This window comes from Kitasatospora sp. NPDC093550, assembly GCF_044764985.1.
GTDB lineage: Bacteria > Actinomycetota > Actinomycetes > Streptomycetales > Streptomycetaceae > Kitasatospora.
Genome location: NZ_JBIWJF010000040.1, coordinates 16,334 through 41,760 on the forward strand (window position 1 = coordinate 16,334; position 25,427 = coordinate 41,760).

General features: G+C 74.5%; 19 protein-coding genes. 12 read left to right on the forward strand and 7 right to left on the reverse strand.

Annotation, left to right across the window (positions count from 1 at the left end):
* Nucleotides 1–20: 20 nt before the first annotated feature.
* The 7 genes from ACIRD3_RS36745 (at nt 21) to ACIRD3_RS36775 (ending at nt 7,533) form a co-directional block, all read left to right on the forward strand.
* Nucleotides 21–1,667, forward strand: a complete 1,647-nt coding sequence (locus ACIRD3_RS36745) for an ABC transporter substrate-binding protein (RefSeq protein WP_402225486.1) — start codon at nt 21–23, stop codon at nt 1,665–1,667.
* A complete protein-coding gene (locus ACIRD3_RS36750; RefSeq protein ID WP_402225487.1) occupies nt 1,664–2,623 on the forward strand; it encodes an ABC transporter permease in 960 nt (319 codons plus the stop codon). Before ACIRD3_RS36745 ends, ACIRD3_RS36750 begins: the two co-directional genes overlap by 4 nt.
* On the forward strand, nt 2,620–3,474 hold the full coding sequence (locus ACIRD3_RS36755; RefSeq protein ID WP_402225490.1) for an ABC transporter permease: 855 nt from the start codon (nt 2,620–2,622) through the stop codon (nt 3,472–3,474). Before ACIRD3_RS36750 ends, ACIRD3_RS36755 begins: the two co-directional genes overlap by 4 nt.
* Nucleotides 3,471–4,484: an ABC transporter ATP-binding protein gene (locus ACIRD3_RS36760; protein WP_402225492.1), complete on the forward strand. Its 1,014-nt coding sequence runs from the start codon at nt 3,471–3,473 to the stop codon at nt 4,482–4,484. The genes ACIRD3_RS36755 and ACIRD3_RS36760 overlap by 4 nt, the downstream gene beginning before the upstream one ends.
* Complete coding sequence (locus tag ACIRD3_RS36765) at nt 4,477–5,274, forward strand: ABC transporter ATP-binding protein (protein WP_402225494.1); 798 nt, start codon at nt 4,477–4,479, stop codon at nt 5,272–5,274. Before ACIRD3_RS36760 ends, ACIRD3_RS36765 begins: the two co-directional genes overlap by 8 nt.
* Before the next feature lie 190 nt (nt 5,275–5,464).
* On the forward strand, nt 5,465–6,658 hold the full coding sequence (locus ACIRD3_RS36770; protein ID WP_402225496.1) for an agmatine deiminase family protein: 1,194 nt from the start codon (nt 5,465–5,467) through the stop codon (nt 6,656–6,658).
* Nucleotides 6,655–7,533, forward strand: coding sequence for a DUF4436 family protein (locus tag ACIRD3_RS36775; protein ID WP_402225499.1), 879 nt, complete (start codon nt 6,655–6,657; stop codon nt 7,531–7,533). Before ACIRD3_RS36770 ends, ACIRD3_RS36775 begins: the two co-directional genes overlap by 4 nt.
* A gap of 9 nt (nt 7,534–7,542) precedes the next feature.
* Here the strand turns inward: ACIRD3_RS36775 and ACIRD3_RS36780 are convergent, their stop codons facing one another.
* The gene (locus ACIRD3_RS36780) at nt 7,543–8,184 is read right to left on the reverse strand and encodes a TetR/AcrR family transcriptional regulator (protein WP_402225501.1); all 642 of its coding nucleotides are present in this window, start codon (nt 8,182–8,184) and stop codon (nt 7,543–7,545) included.
* A 155-nt stretch (nt 8,185–8,339) separates the two neighbouring features.
* Here ACIRD3_RS36780 and ACIRD3_RS36785 point away from each other — a divergent pair, with 155 nt between their 5' ends.
* A complete protein-coding gene (locus tag ACIRD3_RS36785) occupies nt 8,340–9,515 on the forward strand; it encodes an agmatine/peptidylarginine deiminase (protein ID WP_402225504.1) in 1,176 nt (391 codons plus the stop codon).
* Nucleotides 9,516–9,598: 83 nt separating this feature from the next.
* On the opposite strand, the gene ACIRD3_RS36790 is transcribed toward ACIRD3_RS36785, so the two are convergent.
* From ACIRD3_RS36790 to ACIRD3_RS36815, 6 genes are all read right to left on the reverse strand, one after another.
* Nucleotides 9,599–10,762 (reverse strand): agmatine/peptidylarginine deiminase, encoded by a 1,164-nt coding sequence (locus tag ACIRD3_RS36790; protein WP_402225506.1) that lies wholly within the window; start codon nt 10,760–10,762, stop codon nt 9,599–9,601.
* 105 nt (nt 10,763–10,867) lie between these two features.
* A complete protein-coding gene (locus ACIRD3_RS36795; RefSeq protein ID WP_402225508.1) occupies nt 10,868–11,905 on the reverse strand; it encodes an agmatine/peptidylarginine deiminase in 1,038 nt (345 codons plus the stop codon).
* A 283-nt stretch (nt 11,906–12,188) separates the two neighbouring features.
* Nucleotides 12,189–12,767: a TetR/AcrR family transcriptional regulator gene (locus ACIRD3_RS36800; protein WP_402225510.1), complete on the reverse strand. Its 579-nt coding sequence runs from the start codon at nt 12,765–12,767 to the stop codon at nt 12,189–12,191.
* 11 nt (nt 12,768–12,778) lie between these two features.
* Entirely contained in the window at nt 12,779–14,953 is a 2,175-nt protein-coding gene (locus ACIRD3_RS36805; RefSeq protein ID WP_402225512.1) for a trehalose-6-phosphate synthase, read from the reverse strand.
* Nucleotides 14,954–14,993: 40 nt separating this feature from the next.
* Entirely contained in the window at nt 14,994–15,962 is a 969-nt protein-coding gene (locus ACIRD3_RS36810) for a carbohydrate kinase family protein (RefSeq protein WP_402225515.1), read from the reverse strand.
* A 536-nt stretch (nt 15,963–16,498) separates the two neighbouring features.
* Nucleotides 16,499–17,959, reverse strand: a complete 1,461-nt coding sequence (locus ACIRD3_RS36815; RefSeq protein WP_402225517.1) for a hydrolytic protein — start codon at nt 17,957–17,959, stop codon at nt 16,499–16,501.
* A 225-nt stretch (nt 17,960–18,184) separates the two neighbouring features.
* On the opposite strand from ACIRD3_RS36815, the gene ACIRD3_RS36820 reads away from it, so the two are divergent.
* The 4 genes from ACIRD3_RS36820 to ACIRD3_RS36835 all read left to right on the forward strand — a co-directional run bounded on the left by ACIRD3_RS36820 (nt 18,185) and on the right by ACIRD3_RS36835 (nt 25,376).
* Complete coding sequence (locus ACIRD3_RS36820; protein ID WP_402225519.1) at nt 18,185–18,925, forward strand: LuxR C-terminal-related transcriptional regulator; 741 nt, start codon at nt 18,185–18,187, stop codon at nt 18,923–18,925.
* A gap of 204 nt (nt 18,926–19,129) precedes the next feature.
* Nucleotides 19,130–22,384, forward strand: a complete 3,255-nt coding sequence (locus ACIRD3_RS36825; RefSeq protein ID WP_402225560.1) for a hypothetical protein — start codon at nt 19,130–19,132, stop codon at nt 22,382–22,384.
* Entirely contained in the window at nt 22,381–23,130 is a 750-nt protein-coding gene (locus tag ACIRD3_RS36830; protein WP_402225522.1) for a DUF4255 domain-containing protein, read from the forward strand. The genes ACIRD3_RS36825 and ACIRD3_RS36830 overlap by 4 nt, the downstream gene beginning before the upstream one ends.
* The gene (locus tag ACIRD3_RS36835) at nt 23,127–25,376 is read left to right on the forward strand and encodes an AAA family ATPase (protein WP_402225524.1); all 2,250 of its coding nucleotides are present in this window, start codon (nt 23,127–23,129) and stop codon (nt 25,374–25,376) included. Before ACIRD3_RS36830 ends, ACIRD3_RS36835 begins: the two co-directional genes overlap by 4 nt.
* The last annotated feature ends 51 nt before the right edge of the window (nt 25,377–25,427 follow it).

A 25,427-nucleotide genomic window follows, 5' to 3' on the forward strand; every position in this document is an offset into this window, starting at 1 on the left:
CGAACGGAGAACACCCCCTCATGACTCCCACCGCGCCCGCGAGACGCAGCACGACCCGGCGGCTCGTCCTCGCCACCGCCCTGCTCTCGGCCGCCGCCCTGGTCGCCGCCTGCTCCGGCCCGCCGCACACCGGCTCCGACCAGGCGGCGGTGAAGCTCTCGGCCGACACCCCGCCCGCCAAGGGCGAGCTGGACTCCTTCACCTGGGCCACCTACGCCGAGCCGCCCACCCTCGACTACCTCCAGGCCTTCGACTACCCGCAGAACACCGTCCTGTCGAACGTCTGCGAGAGCCTGATGCGCTGGACCCCCCAGCTCACCCTGGCGCCCGGACTGGCCGAGAAGGCCGCCAACCCCGACCCCACCACCTGGGTCTACGACCTGCGCTCCGGCGTGCACTTCCACGACGGCACGGTGATGACCGCCGACGACGTCGTGTACAGCCTCGGCCGGCAGATGAACCCGGACAACGCGGCGGCCTGGAACCAGGTGTTCCAGAACGTCGACTCCGTCACCAGGACCGGCCCGCTGCAGGTCACCGTCACGCTCAAGCAGCCGGACTCCCAGTTCCCGCAGTACATGGCGACGGCGGCCGGCGTCGTCGCCGCCAAGGCCGGGGTGGAGGCCGCCGGCAAGGACTACGGCACCGGCGGCAGCCTCGACTGCACGGGCCCGTTCAGGCTCGGCACCTGGGCCAAGGGCCAGTCGCTCGAACTGCAGCGCTTCGACGACTACTGGGGCACCAAGGCCAAGTCGAAGAAGGTCGTGTTCCGCTTCCTCACCGACTCCTCCGCCCGCACCAACGCGATGCTCACCGGCGACGTCGACGGCGGCTACCTGATCCCCACCGAGAGCTACGACCGGCTGAGGAAGGACGGCCCCGGCACGCTCTACTTCGGCGAGGGCCTGAGCACCGTCAACGTCAACGTCACCACCATGCAGGGCCCGCTGGGCGACCTGCGGGTGCGCCAGGCGCTGTCGCTGGCCCTGGACCGCTCCGGCTTCGTCCGCACCGGCCTCGCCGGCGCCGGCACCGTGACCGGCTCCCTCACCACCAGGGCCGCCTGGGGCACGGCCCCCGAGGACGTCCGCAAGACCGCCTTCGACGGCCTCACCCCCACGGCGCAGGACATCGACAAGGCCAAGGCCCTCGTCAAGGAGGCCGGCGCGGGCGGCAGGACGCTCGTCATGGCCACCAGCACCATCGGCCAGGACGTCTCCCTGCTCGCCACCGCCGTCCAGGCCGCCGGGACGAAGATCGGGCTGGACATCCGGCTGAAGACGATCGCCCCGAACGCCTTCACCGCGCTGTTCACCGACCCCAAGGCGCGCGAGGGCATCGACATGTTCCCGGAGACGTACTACGACTCCATCACCGACCCGCTCGACCTGCTCGCCACCTTCAAGACCGGCGCCTACCAGAACTTCGCCGGCTACAGCGACAAGGCCTACGACGACCTCGTCGACCGGGCCACGGCCGAGTACGACCCGGCCAAGCGCGCCGCGATCGAGGCCGAGCTCCAGCAGACCGCCTCCCGGCAGCTGCTGTGGATCCCGGTCGCCGAGTGGCCCACCGCCGTCTTCCTCAACAAGCGCGTCACCGGCGCCCCGACCACGATCTCGTACATGTACTACCCGTGGGCCGCCGACGTGGGGGCCGCCCGGTGAACTTCCTGAGATTCGCCGCCCGGCGACTCGCGGAGATGGCCGCCACCCTGCTCGGCGCGTCCTTCGTGGTCTTCGGCGCGATGTACCTGGCGCCGGGCAACCCGGCGAGTTTCCTCCTGTCGGGCCGGTCGGCCTCGCCGGCCGCCCTGCAGGCGATCAACGAGCAGTACCACCTCGACGACCCCTTCCTGGTGCGGTACTTCCGCTGGCTCGGCCAGGTGCTGCAGGGCGACTTCGGCCGCTCCATCACCTACCGCACCGACGTCTCCGCCCTGCTCGCCGACCGGCTGCCCGCCACCCTGACCCTGGTGGCCATGGCGCTGCTGGTGGTCGTCCTCATCGGCCTGGCGCTCGGCTGGATCGGCGCGGTGCGCGGCGGCGCGACCGACTCGGCGATCCTGCTGTCCACCACCGTCGCGGTCGGCACGCCCTCCTTCGTCGCGGCCGTCCTGCTGCAGGGCCTGTTCGCGGTCAAGCTGGGCTGGTTCCCCACCAGCGGCACCGGCGACGGCTTCCTCGACCTGCTGTGGCACCTCACCCTGCCGGCGGTCGCCCTCGCGCTGTACCTGATCGGGATGCTCGCCCGGGTCACCCGCTCGGCGATGCTGGACGCCCTGGAGGGCGAGCACGTCACCGTCGCCCGCAGCCGCGGCGTGCCGGAACGGGAGGTGATCCGCCGGCACGTGTTCCGCAACTCGCTGGGCACCGTGCTGACCACCGGCGGCCTGATCGTCTCGACCCTGCTGGTCTGCACCATCCTGGTGGAGTCCGCGTTCAGCATCGGCGGCATCGGCCAGCTCCTCGAACTGTCCACCACCACCAAGGACTTCCCGACCGTCCAGGCCATCTCGCTGCTCGTCGTCGCCCTGTTCATGACCGTGAACCTGGTCGTCGACCTGCTCCACCCGCTGGTCGACCCCCGGATCGCCCTTGGCTCCAGGAAGGCAGGGGCATGAGCACCGTCCTCACCCGCCGGCCCGGCCTCTCCCGGCTCACCACCGGCCGCGCCCCGCTGCACCTGGCCTGCCTGGGCTTCGTCGCCCTGGTGGTGCTCGCCGCGCTGCTCGCGCCCTGGCTCGCGCCGGCCGACCCGAACGCCGTCGACCTCGGCAACGCCCTCGCCGGGCCGTCCGCCGACCACCTGCTCGGCGTCGACGCGGCCGGCCGCGACACCCTCGCCCGGCTGCTGCTCGGCGCCCGCACCTCCCTGCTCGGCCCGCTCGGCGTGGTCGCCTTCTCCACCGTCGCGGGCGTCCTGATCGGACTCGCCGCCGGCTGGCGCGGCGGCTGGCTCGACTCCGTCCTCTCCCGCAGCACCGAACTGGTCTTCGCCTTCCCCGGCATGCTGCTCGCCATCCTGGTCGTCTCGGTGTACGGGGAGGGCCTGCTCGCCCCCGTCACGGCCCTCGCGATCGCCTACCTGCCGTACGTCTCGCGGCTGACCCGCTCCCTGGTGCTCGCCGAACGCGAACGGCCGTACGTCTCCGCGTACCGGGTCCAGGGGCACTCCGCCGTGCAGATCTGCCTGCGGCACGTCCTGCCCGCCATCGCCCCGATCGTCCTCGCCCAGTCCACCATCAACTTCGGATACGCCCTGATGGACCTCGCCGGCCTGTCCTTCCTCGGCCTCGGCGTCCCCGCGCTCACCCCCGACTGGGGGCGGATGGTCTTCGACGGCCAGACCGCGATCCAGCACGGCTACCCGCTCTCCGCGATCGTGCCCTGCGTCCTGATCGTGCTCACCGTCGTCGCCTTCAACGTCGTCGGCGAGCGCTGGGCCGACCGCGTCGCCCGGAGGACCCCATGAAGCGCGACCGCGCACCCGGGGACCGCCCCGTGATCCGCAGCAGCCACGAACCGGAGCAGCGTGTGAACGCCCTCGACATCCGGGGCCTGCGGCTCCGCCTGCCCGGCGCCGCCCGGCCCGTCCTCGACGGGGTCGACCTCACCGTGGGGGTCGGCGAGACCGTCGCCCTGGTCGGCGAGTCCGGCTCCGGCAAGAGCCTCACCTCACGCAGCGCCCTCGGCCTGCTGCCGCCCGGCGCCACCACCGAGGGCAGCGTCCTGGTCGACGGGGACGACGTCCTCGCCATGGACCCCGCCCGGCTGCGCGCCCTGCGCACCGGCCGGGCCGCGATGATCTTCCAGGACCCCCGGGCCGCCATCAACCCGCTGCGCCGCGTCGGAGACTTCCTCACCGAGGGCGTCCGCCTCGGCGGCCTGCTGGGCCCGGCCGACGCCGAGCGGCGCGCGGTCGAACTCCTGGACGCCGTCGGCCTCGGCCCCGAACTGCTGCGCCGCTACCCCGGCCGACTGTCCGGCGGCATGCTCCAGCGGGTGATGATCGCCGCCGCGCTGATGGGCGACCCGGTCCTGCTGCTCGCCGACGAGCCCACCACCGCGCTGGACGTCACCAGCCAGGCCGAGGTCATCGCGCTGCTCGGCCGGCTGCGCCGACGCTTCGGCACCGGCCTGCTGTTCGTCACCCACGACCTCGGCCTGGCCGCCGCCATCAGCGACCGCGTCCACGTGATGTACGCCGGGCGGATCGTCGAGAGCGGCACCGCCGAGGCGCTCTTCGAACGGCCCCGCCACCCCTACACCGCGGCCCTGTTGGCCGCCACCCCCGGGCTGGACGCCCGGCCCGGCCGGCTCGCCGCCATCGACGGCCAACCACCGGACCTCCGGCAGGAGTCGACCGGCTGCGCGTTCGCCGCCCGGTGCCGGTACGCGACCGAACTGTGCCGCGAGCAGACCCCGCAGGCGCACCCGGTCGCCTGCCACCACCCGCTCGAAGGGAGCCGCGGCCATGCCTGAAACCGTCCTGGAGGTCGCCGGGCTGTGCCGCACCTTCGGCACCGTACGGGCGGTGGACGACGTCTCCTTCACCCTCCCCGCCGGCGGATCGCTCGGCGTCGTCGGCGAGTCCGGCTCCGGCAAGACCACCACCGCCCGGATCGTGGTCGGCCTCGACCAGGCCGACGCGGGCCGGGTGCTGGTCCGCGGCCGGGCCCGGAGCGGACCGGCCCGGGGCAGGGCCGAGCGACTGGCCCGCGCCCGCGAGGTGCAGATGGTCTTCCAGGACCCGTACCTCTCGCTCGACCCCCGCACCAGCGTGGAAGCCGTCCTGCGGGAGACCCTGCGGCTGCACTTCCCCGACACCGACCACCCGGCCCGGATCAGGGAACTCCTCGACCAGGTCGGCCTCGGCACCCGGGCGGCCGACGCGCTGCCCCGGCAGCTCTCCGGCGGTCAGCGCCAACGCGTGGCCATCGCCCGGGCGCTGGCCGTCCGGCCGGCCGTCCTGGTGCTGGACGAGGCGGTCGCCGCCCTGGACGTCTCGGTGCAGGCGCAGGTCCTCAACCTGCTCGCCGACATCCGCGAACAGACCGGCGTCGGCTACCTGTTCATCACCCATGACCTCGGTGTCGTCCGCTGCGTCACCGACGAGGTCGTCGTGATGCGCCACGGACGGATCGTCGAATCCGGCCCCACCACCCGCGTCCTGGACTCCCCGCAGCACGCCTACACCCGGTTGCTGCTGGAGTCCGTCCCCCGGCCCGGCTGGGATCCCGACCGGATCGCCGCCGCGCGCCGCGCCCTGTGAGACGGCTCCGGCCGTGAGGCGGCCCCGGTCCGGCAGGCGGTGGGACCTGCCGGGCCGGGGCGACCGGGCAGCACCGGGGGACGGCCCGGGAGCGGATTCCCCCGGACGGCGGATGCGTGCCGCGCCGGATCCTGACCCGCCTGTCAGTAGCCTGCGGAGCCGACACCGACTCCTACCGGAACGAGGCCCCATGGCGCACCCCCGGCCGTCCCGCCGTTCGCTCCTGCAGTCCGGGGCCGCCCTCGCCGCCCTCGCCCTGGCCGGCGGCTGCTCCTCCGACTCCTCCGACGGCGGAGCGGTGGAGCAGCCCGGCCCGAGCGGTACGGCCGCGGCCCCGACCGGCAGCGCGACCGCCGCTGCGGCCGGGCGAGCGATGCCGGCGGAGTCCCGGCCGCACACCCGGACCTTCATGGCCTGGCCGGCGCTGGAGGAGGTGTGGGGCGACCAACTGCCGGGCGTCCGGCAGGACATCGCGGCGCTGGCCCAGGCGATCGCCGGCTTCGAGCCGGTGGTGCTGCTGGCCCGCCCCGACCAGGCCGACCAGGCCCGGCAGGCCTGCGGTTCCTCGGTCGAGGTGCTGGAGCTGATGGTCGACGACCTGTGGGCCCGGGACACCGGCCCGACCTTCGTCACCGGCCCGCAGGGGCTCGCCGGGATCGACTTCAACTTCAACGGCTGGGGCGACAAGCAGACCCACGCCAACGACGGCCAGGCGGCCCGCAACCTCCTCGCGCACTACGGCATCACCCGCGTCCAGGCGCCGATCACCGGCGAGGGCGGGGGCATCGAGGTGGACGGCGAGGGCACCCTGATGGCCACCGAGAGCTCCTGGGTCAACGACAACCGGAACCCCGGCAAGTCCCGCGACCAGATCGAGGCGAGCTTCAAGGAACTGCTCGGCGTCGAGAAGGTGATCTGGTTCAAGGGCGTCGCCGGGCAGGACATCACCGACTGCCACATCGACGCCCTGGTCCGCTTCGCCGAGCCCGGCACCGTCGTGCTGCACCGCCCCACCCCCGACACCCCGCCGGACGTCTGGACCACCGCCTCCCAGCAGGCCCTCCAGGTGCTCGGCTCCACGACCGACGCCAGGGGGCGCACGCTCAAGGTGGTGGACCTGCCCGAGCCCGACGCCGAGCAGATCCCCGGCGCCGGCAAGAACTTCCTCGCCACCTACCTCAACTACTACGTCTGCGACGGCGGCGTCATCGTCCCGCGCTTCGGGGTGCGGGCCACCGACGACGAGGCGGCCGGCATCATCGGCGACCTGCACCCCGGCCGCAAGGTCACCCAGGTCTCCATCAACCACATCGCCGCGGGCGGCGGGGGCATCCACTGCGCCACCCAGCAGCAGCCCGTCGCGTCCGGCTCCACCCCGGCGTGAGCACGGCCCGGTGGCGCGGCAACCGCCTCCTGCTGGCCCTGCTGACCGTGGCCGTGCTGTGCTCGGCGGGCGTCGGGCTGTACCTGAACGACCGCAACACCCGGGAGCGCCCGCACGAGCTGGCCCTTCCGTCCGCCGGCGACTGGATCGAACTGGACATCACCTCCCAGGACATCGACCCCGCGGCGGGCGAGCTCACCCTCTGGGTCGCGGCCGTCCCGCACGGGGGCCTGGCCGCGGGGCCGGACTCCACCGTCTTCAGCCGGCAGGCGGTGATCACCGTCGAGTCGGCCGCGCGCACCGAACTGCGGGCCGGGCCGGGGGAGGAGGTGACGTCCCAGGCCGTCCAGGCGGGCTTCTACAACGGCACCGTCACCGACTACCCCTTCGACCTGCACCACTTCGCGCTGTCCCTCGCGGCCGCGGACCCCGCGGGAGCCGTGCCCGTCGGCGTGGTCTTCGTGGACGCCGACCCGTTCTTCGTCGTCCACCCGACCAGCACCCCCAACGCCGCCGGGGCGACGATCCTGCGGGGCGGGGTCACCCGGGCGCGGAGCACCTTCATCCTGGCCTGGTTCATGATCGCGGCCATGTGGGCGCTCGCCCTGGCGGTGCTGGCCGGGGCCGAGGTGCTGCACCGGGGGCGGCAGGGGGTCGTGTGGCCCTCGCTCGGGTGGATGGCCGCGACCCTGTTCGCGCTGATCGGCATGCGCAACGCCGCGCCCGGCTCGCCGCCGATCGGTTCGCTGATCGACTACGTGGCGTTCTTCTGGGCCGAGGGCATCATCGCGGCGAGCCTCACCTTCACCGTGGTGACCTGCACCCGCGTCGAGCGCCGCAAGCGCGCGGAGGCGGAGGCCGCTTCCGGAGCTTGACGGGCGGGCTCACCCGGCCGAGGAGGAGAGCGAGCCCAGCAGGGTCCGCAGCACCCGCTCGGCGTCCACCGTGCCGTCGAGCGAGCCGATGGCGGCGAGCCCGTCCACGGCGGCGGCGAAGGCCTCGCCGAGCGGGACCGGGTCGGTGCCGTCGCCGCGCTCCTCGGCCAGGCAGCGGAACAGGTCCACGAAGGAGGACCGCCAGCGCGCGTACTCGGCCTCCAGACCGGCGCGGACGCGTTCGTCGTTGAGGGCGAGCCAGTGCAGGGCCGCGTGCAGCCGGGCCAGGTCGGGGCTCTCCGGCCGGGTCAGCAGGGCCAGCACGCGTTCGGCGCGCTCGGCGTAGCCGCCCGGGCCGGCCACCGCCTGTTCCAGTGGCGTGATCCACTCGGGCCGGATGTCCTCCACCACGGCGACGATCAGGTCGGTGCGGTCCGCGAAGTGGTAGTGGCACATCCCGTGCGAGACCCCGCACAGCGCGGCCACGTTCCGGGTGGTGAACCGCCCGGCGCCGTCGCCCGCGAGCAGCGTGCGGGCCGCGGCGATCAGCCGGGCCCGGGTCTGCTCGCCCTTGGCGGACGCCCGGGCCCGGCCGGGGCCGCCCGCTCCGGAGGCCGCCCGCGCGGCGGTGCCTGTCGCCTGTGTCGCCATGGCCGTCACTGTAACCACCGGGGGAGGGCGGCCGGGGCGGACCGGCGGCGATCGCCGCGCTCCGAGGCTGCGCAAAGTATTGACCGAGCGCTTGGCCAGTTTTACCTTTTCGGTCAACTGCTGCACGAGCAGCGCCTGTTGACAGGGAGGCAGTGATGGAGGACAGCTCCAGACCCCACGCGGAGCTCGACGCACGACTCGGCCGGCGCCGGTTCCTGACGGCCGCCGGGCTCACCGCCGCCGGTGCCGCGCTGACCGCCGCGACCGGCGGGCCGGCCCTGGCGGCCCAGCGCCGCACCACCCCCGGCCCGGCCGTCGCCACCGGCTACCGGGTGCCGCTGGACACCGTCCCGCACACCCGGACCTGGATGGCCTGGCCGGACAGCACCACCATCTGGCGCAGCAAGCTCAGCGGCGTCCAGTCGAACATCGCCCTCATCGCGAAGACCATCGCCAGGTACGAGCCGGTGACCGTCTGCGCGAATCCGGCCAGCGTGGCCAAGGCCCGGTCGATGTGCGGCTCGACCGTCACCGTCATCGGCGACATCCCGGTCGACGACTGCTGGATGCGCGACACCGGACCGGTCTTCCGCACCGACGGCGCGGGCGGCCTGGACACCGTCGGCCTCAACTTCAACGGCTGGGGCAACCACCAGAACCCGCACGGCAACGACGCCCTGGTCGCCGGCCGGCTCGCCGCCTACCTCGGCCTGCCGTTCACCGCCGCCGGGCTGGTCGCCGAGGGCGGCGCCATCGAGACCGACGGCTCCGGGACGCTGATGGCCACCCGGAGCAGCATCATCAACAGCAACCGCAACCCCGGCATGTCGCAGACCGCGATCGAGGGCGCCATGTGCGCCGCGTACGGGGCCACCAAGGTGATCTGGTTCCCCGGGATCGCCGGCCAGGACATCACCGACGACCACGTGGACGCCACCTCCCGCTTCCTCGGCGCCGGCACGGCCGCGGTCCAGATGCCCCTGGCGAGCGACACCGACGTCTGGTCCGACGACGAACGGCAGCAGTACAAGACGCTGACCACCTCCACCAGCGCCCAGGGCGTCCCGTTCACGGTCAGTCGGATCCAGGGGCCCGACTACAACCTCATCCGCTCCACCGACCGCAACTTCGTCGGCTCCTACGCCAACTACTACCTGTGCAACGGCGCGGTGATCTCCGCGCAGTTCGGCGACACCAGGGCCGACGCCGCGGCCAGGGCCACCCTCGCCCGGCTGTTCCCCGGCCGCGCCGTGGAACAGCTCGACATCGACTACCTCGGTGCGGGCGGCGGCGGGATCCACTGCGTCACCCAGCAGCAGCCCGCCGCCTGAGGCAGCCCCGGCCGGTGGGGCCGGGTCCGGCCCGCCGACCGGACCCGGCCCCACCGGGCCGTCCTCGCGGACGGCGCGCCCGATCAGCCGAGGGCGGGGATGTCGTGGGTCGCGCAGTGGATGCCCCCGCCACCGGCGGCGATCGCGTCGATCTTGACGGGCACGACCTCCCGGCCCGGGAAGTACTGCTTCATGATCTGCTGCGCCCGTTCGTCGGCCCTGGCGTCGCCGAACTTCGGCAGGTAGACGCCCTTGGTGCCGATGTAGAAGTTCATGTACGAGGAGACGAAGGCGTCACCGCGCCCGGTGATCTTGTCCGGGTCCGGCTGCTGGAGCTCCACCACCTGGAGCTTCTTTCCCGTCGCGTCGGTGGCGTCCTTCAGGACGGAGCGCGCCTGGTCGGCGGAGCGGGACCAGACGTCCGGCGGGGTGCCGGGGAAGGCCTGGTCGAGCAGGACCACGCCCGGGGCGACGAACCGGGTCAGGCAGTCGACGTGCGCGTCGGTGATGTCCTTGCCCTTGACGCCGGCCAGCCAGATCACCTTGGTCACGCCGAGCACCTTCTTCAGCTCGGCCTCGACCTGGTCCCGGCTCATGCCCGGGTTGCGGTTGTCGTTGACGACGGAGCTCTCCGTCACCATCAGGGTGCCCTGGCCGTCGGTCTCGAAGGAGCCGCCCTCGGCGACCAGCCGGGTCTCGATCCGCTCGACGCCGTACTTCTCCAGCACCGTGCGGGCGACCTTGGAGTCGTTGCCGCGCTGCTGCTTCCCGCCCCAGCCGTTGAAGTTGAAGTCGACGCCCTTGACCTTGCCGCCCTCCTCCACGAACACCGGCAGGGTGTCCCGGGCCCACAGGTCGTCGACGGCGATCGGCACCACCTCGACGGCCGAGCCGCAGGCCTTCTGCGCCGCGTCCTTCTGCTCGGGGCGGGCCATCAGCACCACCGGCTCGCGGGCCGCGATGGCCTGTGCCAGCCCGGCCACGTCCCGGCGGACGTCCGGGAGCTGCTCGCCCCAGACGTTCTCGGAGGCGGGCCAGGACATCACCGTGCGCAGGTGCTTGTCCCACTCGGCGCCGAAGCGGCGCACCCCGGGGGTGCCCCCCGGCCGCTGGGGCGGCACGGCGCCCTCGGGGTCCTCGATGCCGTTGGGGTCGCAGGCGGTGAGGCCGAGGGTGAGGGCGCCGACACCGACGCCGACGCCGGCGAGGGAGCGCATCAGGGTACGGCGGGACAGGTCGTCGGGCATGCGGGAACTCCAGCTGAGGGTGGGCGTGGCAGGGGGAATCTGTGGCTGTCGTGACGGCTGTCGTCACAGTTGTGGCTGTGGCTGTGGCTGTGGCCGCTGGCGCGGCTACGGCAGGGGCTCGTGCATGGTCGAGCAGTGGATGCCGCCGCCCCCGGCCATCAGGCGGTCGACGTCGATCTGCACCACCTCGCGGCCGGGGAAGGCCGCGGCGAGCGCCTCCTTGGCGGCGGCGTCCTTGTACGGGTCGCCGAACTGCGCGGTGACGACACCGCCGTTGACGACGTGGAAGTTGAGGTAGGAGTCGACGAACTTGGAGCTGCGGGAGCGGACGGTGTCCGGGCCGTGCACCGGGATGACCTGGAGGCGGCGACCGCGGGCGTCGGCGGCGGCGGACAGGATGGCGAACTGCTCGCGGGCGTCGCGGGCCCAGACGTCGTTGCGGTCGGCCGGCGGCAGCTGCACCATCACCACGCCGGGGCGGACGAAGCGGGAGGTGACGTCCACGTGGTCGTCGGTGATGTCCTGGCCCTTGATGCCCGGCAGCCAGATCATCGTGTCGGCGCCGTAGGCCTCCAGGACGGCCTCCTCGATCTCGTCCCGGCTCATGCCGCGGTTGCGGTTCTTGTTGACCAGGCTGCTCTCGGTGGCCATCACCGTGCCGTCGCCGTCGGTCTCGATCGCCCCGCCCTCCCCGACGAAGTCCGCGTAGGTGTGGCGCAGGCCCCGGCGGGCGGCGACCAGCTCGGCGACCCGGGCGTCGTCGTGGTGCACCTGCTTGTTGCCCCAGCCGTTGAAGTTGAGGACCACGGTGTCCAGGCCGCCGTACCCGTCCCGGCGGAACACCGGCGCGGTGTCGCGCATCCACAGGTCGTCGGTGGGGATGTCGCTGATCACCTCGACGGCGGAGCCGCACCAGGACCGGGCCTTGTCCGCGGTCCAGTCGTCGGGGGCGCACATCACCACCGGCTCGAACTCGGCGATCGTGCGCGCGATCAGGGCGATGTCCTCCTGGACGCCTCCCAGGCGCAGTCCCCACACGCCCCGGCGGGAGGGCCAGGACATCCAGGTCCGGGCGTGCGGGACGTCGTCCGCCGGCACCCAGGGGTGGGCCTCGGCGGAACGGTCATCGCGGTAGTGGGTCATGAGGGTCTCCAGATCGTGCGACGGTGCACGGGCAGGGTGCGCGTCTCCACTCTTCGTGTCGCGGCGCACCACCGCACGGCGGGGTGGACCGGCGGCAGCGCCCTGCCTGCGGGTTCAGACTCGCACTGACTGAAAAATCAGTCAAACGCGCTGGCGTGGCGTTGACGCATCCTTGACGGACGCGGGACGCGGCGTGACGGTTCCGGGCGTTCCGTACGGATCAGGAGCCGACGCGGGAGCGGATGCGGGAGCCGGTCAGGAGAGGAGCGCGAGCGGCGCGGGATCAGGCGCCGAGCCGGGACACCTCGATGTCGATCGCCTCGACCATCAGCGTGCGGGCGTGCGCCAGCGGCAGGCTGCCGCTCAGCCAACGGGTGCTCAGGCCCTCCAGCAGCGCGGTCAGCCGTTCCGCCGCGCCGGCCAGCGCGACCGCCGAGGACATCGGCTGCACGGTGCCGAGCAGTTCGGCGATCTCCTGCACCCAGATCCGGGTGGCCCGCGCCAGGTCCTCGCGCAGGGTCTCGTCGAACACCGCGCTGGCCCGCAGCTCCCCCCAGGCGGTGCTGTTCTCCCGCACCTCGACGGTGTCCTGGAGTTCCAGCAGCAGCGTCTGCTCCAGTTCCTCGCGGGCCGTCAGCGGCGGTGCGTCCGGGTCGCGCTCGGTCGTGTACCGCTCCGCCCGGTCGTTGATGAACTCCAGCGTCTGCCGGAGGATCCCCGTACGGTCCTTGAAGTGGTAGTAGATCAGCGCGGTGGAGACGCCCGCCTCGGCCGCGAGTTCCTCCACCCGCAGCCCGCGCACTCCGCGTCGCGCGATCACCCGCGCCGCTGCTTCCATGATCGACGTTTTACGACTGGCCACGATCCACCACTCTACCGGGGGTACGCGCCAAGATCGCTCCGTATGCTGAAAGTCCCGTCAGGTGAGACGGGTGGGGAGCAGCTCCGGATCGCCCGGACGATGCGGGCGGCCCAGTCGGCGGGCCGGTCCCGGCCGAGGAGCACCGAGAGCCGGTCCAGGCGGGAACGGCGTTCGGCGGGAGTGAGGTCGAGCGCGCGGGCGAGGACGGCGCTGAGGTCCTCGGGTGAGTTCGGGTCGGTGAGCAGGGCCGCCTCCCCGAGTTCGGCGGCGGCGCCGGCGTGCCGGGAGAGCACCAGGACGCCCGGCTCGGTGTGCTCGCGGGGGAGGGCGGCCCGGGCGGCGACGAACTCCTTGGCGGTGAGGTTCATACCGTCCTGCAGCGAGGTCACCCAGAGCACGTCGGCCGCCAGGTACTCGTCGACGACCGCGGTGGCGGTCAGGCTCTGCGGCAGGTAGTCCACCGGCTGCCAACCCGCCTGCCGCCAGGCGCCGTTGACCTCGGCGATGCGCTGCTCGAGCCGGCTCCGGGTGGCGTCGTAGGCGGTGATGCCGGGTTCGGGCGGCGGGCAGACCAACCGGAAGGTGAGCCGGCCGCGCAGCTCGGGCCGGCGGGTGAGCAGCCGCTCGACGGCGTCGACCTTCTGGATCGGGGCTTTGACGTAGTCGAGGCGCTCGACCGAGAGCACCACGCGGCCGGCGGCCGGGCGGCGCCGCGGAGCGCGCAGGCGGGCGAGCCGCTCGACGGCCGGCCGGTCGATCCCGAGCGGGTGGACGGCGGTGTGCGGCGGGTCGGGCAGGCCGGCCAGGGTGCGGCGGAAGTGCTCGGCGAATTCCTCGGTGTGGAAGCCGGCCCAGTCGAGGCGGGCCAGCGAGCGGCGCAGCTCGGCGGCGACCGGGAGGGTGGCGAAGACCTCCGGGGGTGGAAAAGGGGTGTGGTGGAAGAGCCCGGTCCTCAGATCGGGACGGAGACGGCGGAGCAGGCCGGGGACGAGCCAGAGGTTGTAGTCGTGGAGCCAGACGGTGGCGCCGGGGGCGGCCTGGGCGCTGATGTGCCGGGCGAAGCGCGCGTTGACCGCGCGGTAGTCGGCCCAGGCGGGTCCGTGGAAGGCCGACCGCTCCGGTTCGGACATCAGCACCGGCCACAGCGTCTCCTTGCAGGCGCGGTGGAAGTAGCCGGCCCAGGCGGCGGTGTCGAGCGGCACGGGGGAGAGCGGTACCCCGGCGGGGCGGGGGAGGGCGGCCCGCCGCTCGTCGCCGACCAGCGCGCTGACCCACACGCCGGGCAGGCCGTCGGCGAAGGCGCTGGTCAGGGTGGGCAGGATGCCGTTGGGGCTGCCGGGCGGCTGCCAGTCCCGGCCGTTCCAGTGCAGCGGGGGCCGGTGGTAGGCCACCAGCAGGGAGTGCTCGCCCGGGGCGGTGGCGGTGGCGGTGGCGCGGCCGGGCGTCGGGGCGGGGACCGGACCGGGCTCGGGGGTGAGCCAGCCGAGTTCCCGGAGCGCCGTGTGGATGCCGGCCGCGCCGACGTGGTCGGGGCGGTGGACCAGGGGGTCGTCGGCGAGGGCGGTGAGCAGCGCGGGCTCGGCGCCGGCCACGACCACCCCGTGCGCGCCGGTCCGGAAGAGCGAGAGGTCGTTGAGCGAGTCCCCGGCGACCAGGATCGCCTCGGGCCGCCAGCCCAGCTTCCCGGCCAGGGCCCGGAGGGCGTTGCCCTTGGAGGCGCCCGGCGGCAGGACGTCGAAGTAGCGGTCGCCGGAGTACACCCAGGCGCAGCCGAGGGCTTCGACGGCGGCGGTGAGCTCGTCGGTGAGCCGGTCCGGGGCGAGGTGGTAGGAGCAGCGGCCGTCCTGGACGACGTCGTGCTGGTAGGCGAGCCCGGGGAAGCATCGCAGGGCCGCGCGGATCCGCTCGGGCCCCGGCCAGCCGGCCCGCAGCTGGTCCTGCACCGGGTGCACGGGGGTGAAGTCGGTGCCGTCGATCACGGTGGCGCCGACGTCGGCGATGATCCAGCGGGGCGCGGGCACGAGCGGGTCGCGCAGCAGGTCCCGGACGGAGGTCAGCCCGCGGCCGGTGGCGAAGACCGGTGTCACCCCGGGGTTGCGGGTCAGGGCCTCCCGTAACCGGGCGCGGTCGTCGGGGGTGCCGCCGAGTAAGGTGCCGTCCAGATCGGTGACCAGAATTCTCGACATCCGAGGGACGCTAACACGATCACGCCGCGTGGTGAAGTGTTCACCTCAGCGGGGTGGTTGGGCGGCGGATCGCCCGTTCCGCGGCCCCGAGGGGGCGCAGCCGGCGGGCCAGCTCGGCCGCGCGCAGGGCCGGGTCGGATCCGGGGCCGGTGGTCGCGGCGGCTCCGCAGATCGCGGCCGCCGCGAGGCACTCGGGCAGGCTCCGGCCGTCGAGGAGTCCGTGCACCAGGCCGGCGTTGAAGCAGTCGCCGGCCGCGGTCGGGTCGACGGCGGGGGCGGCGGAGGCCGGGGGGACGTCGTGGCGCTCGCCGTTGCGTACGGCGCTGGCACCCCGGGCGCCGCGGGTGACCACCACGGCGGGCACCAGGCGGGCCAGCGCGGCGAGCGCGTCGTCCGGGTCGCGGGCGCCGGTCAGGCGCAGGGCCTCGGCGTCGTTCGGGGTGAAGACGTCGACCAGGGCCAGGGCGTCGCGGACGGCCGGGTCGTCCAGGGTCGCGGGAGTGTCGTGGCAGTCCATGACCACCAGCGCGCCGAGCTGCCGCGCCGTCCGGAGGGCGGACAAGGTCTCGTCGTCCCAGCGTAGTTGGGGAAGCATCAGGACGCGTGGGCGGGCCCGCCGCAGCAGCGGGCCGAGCGGCTCGGGGTCGACCGGGTCCTGGAAGCTGACCATCGCCCGGTCCTCGCCGGACGACAGGGCGACGGTCAGGCTCCGTACGGGGAAGGGGTGGTGACGGAAGGCGGCCTCGTCCAGGCCCTCCCGTCGGGCGCAGGACAGCACGTGCGCGCTGAAGGGGTCGGTGCCGAAGTCCGCGCTCCACACCACCCGCCGCCCGAGCCGGCGCAGCGCCATCGCCAGGGTGTACGCGCCGCCCGGCACCAGTCCGAAGCCGTCGGCGAACACCTCCGTCCCGGGCCGCACCGGCCGCGGCAGGCCGTGGAACACCAGGTCCGCGAAGTAGGCGCCGGCGACGAGCACGTCACAGGGCCGCGCCGTTCCGTCCGTATCCATTCGGTGAGCATACGGTCACCGGGCGGGTCGGCAGGCCCGAACCGGGGCATCGACGGCGCTCGTCGTCCGGTCGTGCACGGCCCGCCGTGCTTGGCCGGATTCGTGCGGTCCGGCCGGACGGAATCGCGGGCGCGGGCGGCGGGTCCGCGCGGCCGGCGCGGGCGGGGCGCTGGGGCGTGCGGCGGAGATGGTTGGAAAGGGCAACGGCATTGCCGGATCAGCGGTCTGCCGGTGGTGCGCCGGGGCAGACCTCACCGTCCGGGAGGGAAGGGCCGGTTGCCTCGGCGGGCCCCGCCGGGTTGTCCTGGGAGGGCGGGCGGCCCGAGCTGGGGCGGTTCTCCGGCCTCGTGGGAGGGGTTGCGAACCGGCCAGGGTGTGCGGCCGGTGTTGACATGGTCACGGGCCGTAGGAGGAGATATCGGTGGGGGATCGAAAACGGACGGGCCGGAAGTGGCCCGTCCGCATCGTTGTGGCACTCGGGGGCGGCCTGCCCTCCCGGGCTGTCCGGAAAGGCTTGGCCCGTCCTGTACGCCGATTCAGTTCCCCCGCCTGATGTCGCTCAACGCGCCGCTGATGTTGAGGAGTTCGTGGCACGTGGCCGCCTGCTTGCCGGAGGCCGGAGTGCCCGGCGTCTCACAGGTCACGCTCGCCGTCACCGACTGGTCCTCGCCGACCTGGATCGGGGTCACCCAGTGGTAGTCCTGGTTGCGGAAGGTCTCCAACGCGATCGTGGTGATCGTCTGGTTCCCGGCCGTGATGGTCACTAGTCCTTGGTCGCCCTGGAAGTTGGCCACCACGAGGTCCGTGATGTCGAAGACCTTGCCGTGCGGCACCTGGTAGCTGCCCACGGCGGACGCGCCGCCCGCGGTCTGCACGTCGATCGTGGCGGAGCTCTGCTGTCCCGTCCCCGGTACCGCCAGGCCGCCGGAGCCGCGGCCGCCGCTGCCCGGGCTCGCCTGCCCGCTGCCCGGCTTGGCCTGGCCGCCGGAGCCGGCGTTCCCGCTCCCGGGGGTCGCCGACCCGCCGGCCTCGGGAGTGGCCGCGGGCGGAGCCGGGGTCGCGCTCTGCTGGGCGACGACCTTCTCGGCGGCCTGCTTCGCGGAACTGCGCACCGCCGGGCGGACCAGCGCGAACCAGGCCAGCAGCAGCGCGATCAGCGCCGCCAGCAGCGCGAGCAGCCACTTGGGGAGGATCGGCAGTTGAAGGAACTCGGCGTCCAGGACGGGCCGTTGGGCGGCCGCCAGGGGAGCGGTCGGGGCGCTCTCGGCCGCGCCCCCGCCGCCCGGGCTCCCACTCCGGCCGCCCGCTCCGGCGGCCTCGGGGCCCTTGCCCGCCGTGCCGTCCGTGCCCGCGCCGTCCGGCCCCTTGCCGTCCGAACCCTTGCCGTCCGTACCCTGCAGCGGGCCGACCGCGACCTCGAACGGCCAGGAGGCGGGCTTGCCGAACCAGATCAGCTTGCGCGCGCGGGCCTGCACCCGCAGCTCGGCGGACTCGCCGGGTTCGAGGCGCAGCCGCTCCGGGGTGATCCGGAACCGCAGGTCCTCGCCGGCCTGTCCGGGGGTGAGGGCGACGGTGCCGGGGGCGTTCCCGAGGTTGCGCACCGAGGTCCGGTAGCGTCCGCGCAGCCAGCCGCGGCGGCGCCGCGGGGCCAGCGCGGCCTGCAGCTCGTGGAACGGCGTGACGGTGACCGTGGCCTCCGGGACGGTCACCAGATCGGCCCGCTCGGTCGGCAACACGCGGATGCCGAGCGGGAATTCACCGGCCCGGGCGGCGCTCGAGCGCGGCGGGGCCAGGCGCACCGTCACCGTCTCGGACGTCCCCGGGTAGAGGGAGATCCTGGCCGGCTCGACCGTCGTCCACGGGGCGCAGTCACCGACCACCTCCAGCGTGTACGCCTCAACGATGTCGAGGTCGTTGCGTACCGTCAGGGTCGTGGTGGCCACGCCACCGGGCGCCACCGTCAGCGCGGGCAGGCCGAGTTCGGCGGATGTGGTCATGGCGTGACGGTAGGGCCGAAGGCCGGTCGGAGGAGAGGGCCGCGCGGGCAAGCCGTGGGCACACCGCTTGCCCGCGCGGACAGACGGACCCTGCCCGGTGCCGTCGCGGCTCACCCCGCGATCCGGGCGTGCGCACCACCCGGGCCGACCGTCGGCCCCGGCCCTCGGCGGACGGGCCGTCAACACAGCAACTGCAGCAACTGCTTTGAAGAAATGGAGAGTTCGATGACGTCGACCGATACAACCCGTGAGGAAGCCGTCACACCCCGTCGGGCCGTGCAGACACCGCCGTCCGCCGGTGTCCGGCGCTCCGGCCCGGTCGTCCCCGCCCAGCGCGGGAAGCCGGCCCAGGTGCGCGTGGCGGTGTACGCGGAGGACATCATCCTGCAGACCGGCGTGGTCCAGCAGTTGCGCCAACGGCCCGAGGTGGAGCTGTTGAGCGAGAGCGAGGCGGCCGAAGCGGAGGTCTCGCTGCTGGTGGTCGACGCCCTGACCGAGACCGTGGCCGAGCACCTGCGCCGGCTGCGGCTCGCCACCTCGGGCCGGATAGGCCTGGTGGTGGGGCAGTTCGAGGCCGGCGGGCTGCAGACGATCGTCGAGTACGGGGTCGCCGCCGTGCTGCGCCGCTCCGAGGCGGACCAGGACCGGCTGGTGCACCTCATCACCGCGCTGGCCAACGGCGAGGGCGTGATGCCCGGGGACCTGCTCGGCGAGCTGCTCGACCGGATCGGGGCGCTCCAGCGCACCATGCTCGACGGGCGGGGGATGACCCTGTCGACGCTGACGGCCCGGGAGACGGAGATGCTCCGGCTGGTCGCCGAGGGCTTCGACACCAGTGAGATCGCCGCCAAGACCTCCTACTCCGAACGCACCGTCAAGAACGTGCTGCACGAGATCATCACGCGGTTGGGCCTGCGCAACCGGGCCCACGCGGTGGGGTACGCGATGCGGCGCGGGCTGATCTGAGCGCCACCCCGGCCCGGCCGGGCGGTCCGCGGGCGGTCCGCAGTCGGTCTGCGGTCGGTCCGCGGTCGGTCCGGCCGCGCCGGGTTGCCCTTCGGGGACACCGCTCGTTACCCCCGGCTCGGGCACCCGGGCTCTGGTCCCGGGTGCCCGAGCCGGGGAGACTGCGGGGGAGACCGCCCCTGCCACCTAGTGAGGTCGAGCGTGATCGGCGCCACCGCCACCCCCCGTTCCATCCGGCGGCCGGGCCGGGCCGCCGTCGCGGTCCTGCTCGCGCTGGCGACGGCCGTGGTGACCCTGGGCACCGCCGCCTCCGGCGGGCAGGGCGCCCCCGCGACCCCGGCCGCTGCCGCCGCCGACCCGGCGGCCGGACGGATCGTCTTCGCCGGCACCAACCACCGCGGCCTCGGCCGGGTCACCGGCGCGGCGACCAGCGACCCGCTGTTCGGCCCCGGCCCGATCCACTTCGACCAGGACCCCTCCGCCCGCGGCGGCGACCTGGTCTTCACCAGCCTGCGCGACGGCCCGCTGCCCCAGGTCTACCTGCGCGACGCGACGGGCGCGGTGCGCCGGCTCACCACCGGCATGGACACCGCCCACCCCGCGCTGGCGCCGGACGGCAAGGGCGTGGTGTTCGAGTCCCTGGAGCCCGGCACCGGCGGCCGGACCCAGCACGTGCTGTGGGTGGTCGGCCGGGACGGCTCCGGGCTGCGCAGGATCACCGACGGCGCGGCCGACGAGACGCACCCGACGGTCTCGCCCGACGGCAAGTGGATCGCCTACTCCTGCACCGGCGACCCGGCGCACCGGCAGATCTACCTGCGGCCGTACGAGGGCGGCGCACCGGTCAAGGTCACCAACGTGACCGACGGCGACGCCGTCGACCCGACCTGGAACCCGGTGAACGACGACGAGCACCGGAACCAGATCGTCTACACCTGGGACCGGGGCGGCCAGGGCCGGACCCTGATGCTCACCTCGCCCACCGGCGGTGACAAGGCCTTCTTCCCCGGCACCGGCTCCACGTGGCGGACCGGCTCCGCCTCCTGGCTGGCCGACGGCACCGGAGTGCTCTTCCTGAGCGCCGACCGGCTCGGCACCGACCCGCCGCAGCCCGACCCGGCGCAGCCGCCCGTGCTCAACCTGTACCGGGCGCCGACGTGCTCCTGCACCGATCCCCAACTGCTCTACCGCACCGACCGGTTGATCGCGACGCCGACCTGGCTCGGCACCCAGGCCGCGGGCGGCCCGGTGGTCGAGCAGACCAGCGCCGCCGCCGCCAACATCGCCGACGTCCAGGACGTCCGCCCCGACGGCGCCGACCCGCGCGACCTCGGCATCAGCGTGCTCAGGGAGGACCCGGCCGCCGACACCAACACCAACCCCGACCCCGGCGCCGACCCGCTCTTCCACCCCCGCCCCGGCTACGACCCGTGGTTCGAGCGGCAGACCTACACGCCCGACGGCCGCCGGATCGTGGTCACCCGCTACGAGGACGCGCCGGCCGGGCGGATCCAGCGGATCTGGCTGGCCGACGCCGACGGCGCCGACCCGCACCCGATGAACCTCGCCGGGCGCGGCCCGCTCGACCGGGACACCGACCCCTCCGTCTCACCGGACGGCCGGCTCCTGGTGTTCAGCCGCAGCACCCCGGCCGCCGGCCAGGACCCGGGCCGCCCGGGACGGATCCTGATCGCCCAGATGTCCACCGGGGCGATCGTCGGCACCGTCCAGCCCCCGGCCGGCCAGCCGGGAGCCTCGGACGGCCAGCCCTTCTGGTCCCCCGACGGGAAACTGATCGTCTTCTCCCGCACCGCGGTGGTCGACGGGAACGCCGGAAACCTGCACCTGTGGACCGCGCGCGCGGACGACCTCACCCGGCAGACCGACCTCAGCCGGACCATCTGCCCGGGCACCTGCGCCGTCATCGACGACAGCCCCGCGTTCTCGCCCGACGGCCGGCGCATCGCCTTCAACCGCAAGGCCGGCAACGGCGGAAACAACCAGCAGGACGGGATCGTGGTCACCTCGCCGACCGGCGACGACTGCACGGTGGTCCTGCCCGCCGCCCTGCGCGGGCAGAAGGACGCCTGCACCCGCCCGCTGCCCGACACCTCCGACGCCGGGCCGTTCCAGCCCCGCGACGTCGCCTGGACGGCGAACAGCGCGCAGCTGGTGCTCAGCTCCCGCCGGGCCCTGCCGCCGAACTCGCCGGAGAGCCTGGCCCTCTACGACTTCGCGGCGGGCACGCTCACCCCGCTCGACCGGCGGCTGCCCGGACGGCAGAAGGAACCGGCCGTCCAGCAGTCCGTCGACCTGGCCCTGAACGCCCCCGACCGGACCCCGGCCGTCCCCGTCGGCGGCGGCACCGACGTGACGCTCACCGTCACCAACAAGGGCCCGGCGCCCTCGCCCGGAACCGTCCTCACCGCCTCGGTGCCGACCGGCGCCCGGCTCGGCGCACTGACCACCCCGGTCGGGACCTGCGACGCCGCGGCGCTGCGCTGCGAACTCGGCACCCTGGCACCGGGCGCGGTGGTCAAGGTGACCGCCCGGCTGATCGGCACCCGCACCGGCACCCAGCAGTTCGGCTGGACCGTCACCGGCGCGGTGGCCGACCCCAACCCCGGGGACGACTCCGCCCTCACCTCCCTGCCCGTCCAGGAGCCGCCGACCCCGTCCCCGACGCCGACCCCCTCGCCCTCCGCCTCGCCCACCCCGTCACCGACCCCGACGCCGACCCCCGCCCCGACCCCGGCCACCACGCCCGCCCCGGCACCCCCGCCGCCCCCCGCGCCCGCCCCGGCACCGCCACCGCAGGCCGGCCCGACCGTGGCGATCGACGCCCAGCCCAACCCCGGCTACGTCGGCGGCCACGTGACCGTCAGCTACACCGTGCGCAACACCGGCCAGGCCCTCGCCACCGGGCTGCGGCTGACCCTCGGCCTGCCCCCCGGCGTGCCCACCGAGGCACTGCCCCCCGGCTGCCGGACCGACGGCTGCGCCCTGGCCGACCTGTCCCCGGGCGGCAGCCAGGTCGTCCGGGTGGTGCTGTCACCCGTGGCCGTGCTGGACACCACCGTCACCGCGGTCCTGACCACCACCGGCACCGACGCCACCCCCGGACCGCACCGGGCCACCACCCCGCTGCGCGTCCTGCAGCCCCGGATCGTCGCGGTGCCGCCGATCGGCAAGCCCGGCTTCGTGACCTCCGTGCGCGGCGTGGACTTCCCGCCCGGCGTACCGGTCCGGTTCACCTGGCAGCCCGGCATCACCGCCGCGGCCGCGCCCACCTTCCCGAAGGCCGACGGGACCTTCGCCGGCCAGCTGCTCATCCTCCCCAAGGACGAGACCGGCCCGCGCACCATCACCGCCGACGGCCCCGGGTTCTCCCCGGTGACCACCCCCTTCCTGGTGGTCGAGGGCAGCATCGGTCCGCCGGGGGAGGTGGAGCGCCGGTGATCCACGAGGTCGACGAGGCGCTGCGGCTGCTGCTCGGCGAGGCCGGCCTGCCGGAACGCGGGGTCGAGGTGGTCTTCGACGCGCCCACCAAGGACTTCGCCTCCCGCCGCACCGCGCCGACGGTCAGCGTCTTCCTGTACGGGATCCGTGAGGAGACGGCCCGTCGGCAGGCCGGCGCCGTCTCGGAGTACGACGCGGACGGCCTGGTGACCGGCCTGCGCGCCGCCCCGCGGTGGTTCGAGCTGGCCTACCTGGTCACCGTCTGGACCAACCGGCCGCAGGACGAACACCGTCTGCTGTCCGAGGTGTTGCAGTGCCTGACCGCCGTGGACGCGCTGCCCGCCCGGCTGCTCACCGGGACGCTGGAACGGCAGGGGCTGACCGTCGGGCTCGACATCTCCGGGCGCGAAACCGGTCTGCCGTCGGTGTCGGACGTCTGGTCCGCGCTCGGCGGGGAGCTGCGGCCCTCCATCGACCTCCGGGTGCTCGCCCCGCTGCCCGGCGGGCACACCGCCGTGGGGCCGCCGGTCACCGAGGGCCTGGTGGCGCGGGTCGAGGACACCTCCCGGCAGGCCGGGGGCGCGTCCGGGGAGTCCGGGGCCGCCGCTCCGGACGGCCCGGCAGCCGAGGGCGCGGGCCGTCGGCTGCGCTACCGCGGTGCCGCGGACCCGGGACCGGACGGCTTCGCCGCGCCCCGGGACCGCGTGCTGCCGCCGGGCCGCCGGCACCGGGGCGGGGCGCGATGAGCCTCGACCTCGGACCGGCCGCCGTGGCCGCGCCCGCTGCGTCGGACACGCCCGCCGCACCCGACACACCCGCCACGCCGGACACGCCGGACACGCTCACCGACGGGGCGTCGGCCGGCCTCGACCACCTGTGGCAGCGGCTGCACCGGGTCGAGCAGCGGGTCAGGGCCGCGGTGCGCGAGCGCCGGGCCGACGACCCCGACCCGGACGACCCGTACCGCGGCCAGTACCTCAGCCCGGAGGCGGTGGAGCGGATCCTCGCGACCTCCTCCGCCGCCTGCGGCGCCCCCGCGAACCCCGGCGACGGCGACCGCGACCGCGACGGCGACGGCGAGGCGGACGCCCCCGCCCCGCCGCCGCCCGGCTCACGGCTGGCACGGCTCAGCGAGGCCTTCGGGCTGCTCCCGGTGGACCTCGAACTCCTGCTGGTGGCCCTCGCCCCCGACCTCGACACCCGCTTCGAGCAGCTCTACGGCTACCTCAACGACGACCTGACCCGCCGCCGGCCGACCGTCGGGCTGGCCCTGGAGCTGTGCGGACTGTCCGGCGCCGGCGCCGGCCGCTTCCGGTTCGCCGTACGGGCCCCGCTGATCGCCGGTGGCCTGTTGGAGGTCGCCGAGCCGGAGCGCCCGCTGCTCTCCCGCACCCTGCGGGTGCCGGACCGGGTGACGGCCCATCTGCTCGGCGACGACGAGCCGGACGGCGCGCTCGACGGACTGGCCCACCGCGCCGCGCCCGCCGGCGGAGCGTACGGCACGGGAGCGCCGGACGCCGGAGCGCCGGACACCGGAGGTGCCGAGGACTTCGTCCGGCAGGTGCGCGCGGCCGCGGCGGACGGCGGACTGGTGCACCTGCTGGACCGGGAGGGCTACGCCGGCCCGCCGGCCGTGGCCGCCCTCGCCGCCGACGGCGCCCCGCCCCTGGTGGTCGACGCCGCCGCGCTCGCCGCCCGCCCCTACCCGGGCCTGGTCCGGGTGCTCGCCCGCGAGGCCCGGCTGACCGGCGCCGGCGTGCTGCTCGGACCGCTGGACCGGCTGGAACCCGAACGGCCCGAGCGCGCCGCGCTGCTGCGCGAGCTGTGCGCGGCCCTGGCGCCCGTCCCGCTGGTCGTGCACGGTCCGCAGGTGTGGGACCCGCTCTGGGCGCGGGAGAGCCCGGTGGTGGTCACCGTCCCGCCGCCGGACGCCCGCGGCCGGTCCGAGCGGTGGGCCCGGGCCCTCGCCGGGCCGTCGGACGGCCGTGAACCGGAGCCGCTGAGCGAGGAGTTGGCCGAGGCGGTGGCCGCCTACCGGGTGGACCAGGAGAAGTTGGAGCGGGCCGCCTCGGTGGCCGTCCGGACGGCGGCCGCCGAGCGGCGACCGGTGCGCGCCGAGGACCTGCGGTCCGCCGTACGGGCGCAGAACGCGGCCGGTCTGGCCCGGCTGGCCCGCCGGATCGAGCCCGCCGTCGGCTGGGCCGACCTGGTGCTGCCCGACCCCACCGCGGGCCGGCTGCGCGAACTCGTGCTGCGGGCCCGGCACCGCGACCGGGTGCTCGGCCAGTGGCGGATGCGCCCGGGCGGCGGCCGCGGCAACGGGGTGATCGCCCTGTTCGCGGGGGAGTCGGGCACCGGGAAGACGATGTCGGCCGAGGTCGTCGCCGCGGAGCTCGGCATGGAGCTGTACGTGGTGGACCTGTCCACGGTGGTGGACAAGTACATCGGCGAGACCGAGAAGAACCTGGAACGCATCTTCACCGAGGCCGCGCAGGTCAACGGCGTCCTGCTGTTCGACGAGGCGGACGCGCTGTTCGGCAAGCGCTCCCAGGTCAAGGACGCCCAGGACCGCCACGCCAACGTGGAGACGGCCTACCTGCTCCAGCGGATGGAGTCCTTCGAGGGCATCGCCGTGCTGACGTCCAACCTGCGCGCCAACCTCGACGAGGCGTTCACCCGCCGACTGGACGTCATCGCGGAGTTCCCGCTGCCGGACGAGGCACAGCGGCGGGTGCTGTGGGACCGCTGCCTGGGGCCGCGGCTGCCCCGCGGCGACGACCTCGACCTGGACTTCTGCGCCCGGAACTTCGAACTCACCGGCGGCTCCATCCGGGCCTGCGCGGTCTCCGCGGCCTACCTGGCGGCCGGAGCGGGCACCCCGCTGGGCATGGCGCAGCTGGTCGCCGCGGTGATCGGGGAGTACCGCAAGCTCGGCCGGCTGGTGCTGGAGAGCGAGTTCGGGCCGTGGCTGGCCGTCCTCGGGCGGGACTGACCGTACGGCCGGGCGGCACCCGGCCGGTCCGGACCGGCCCCGGCGGGCACC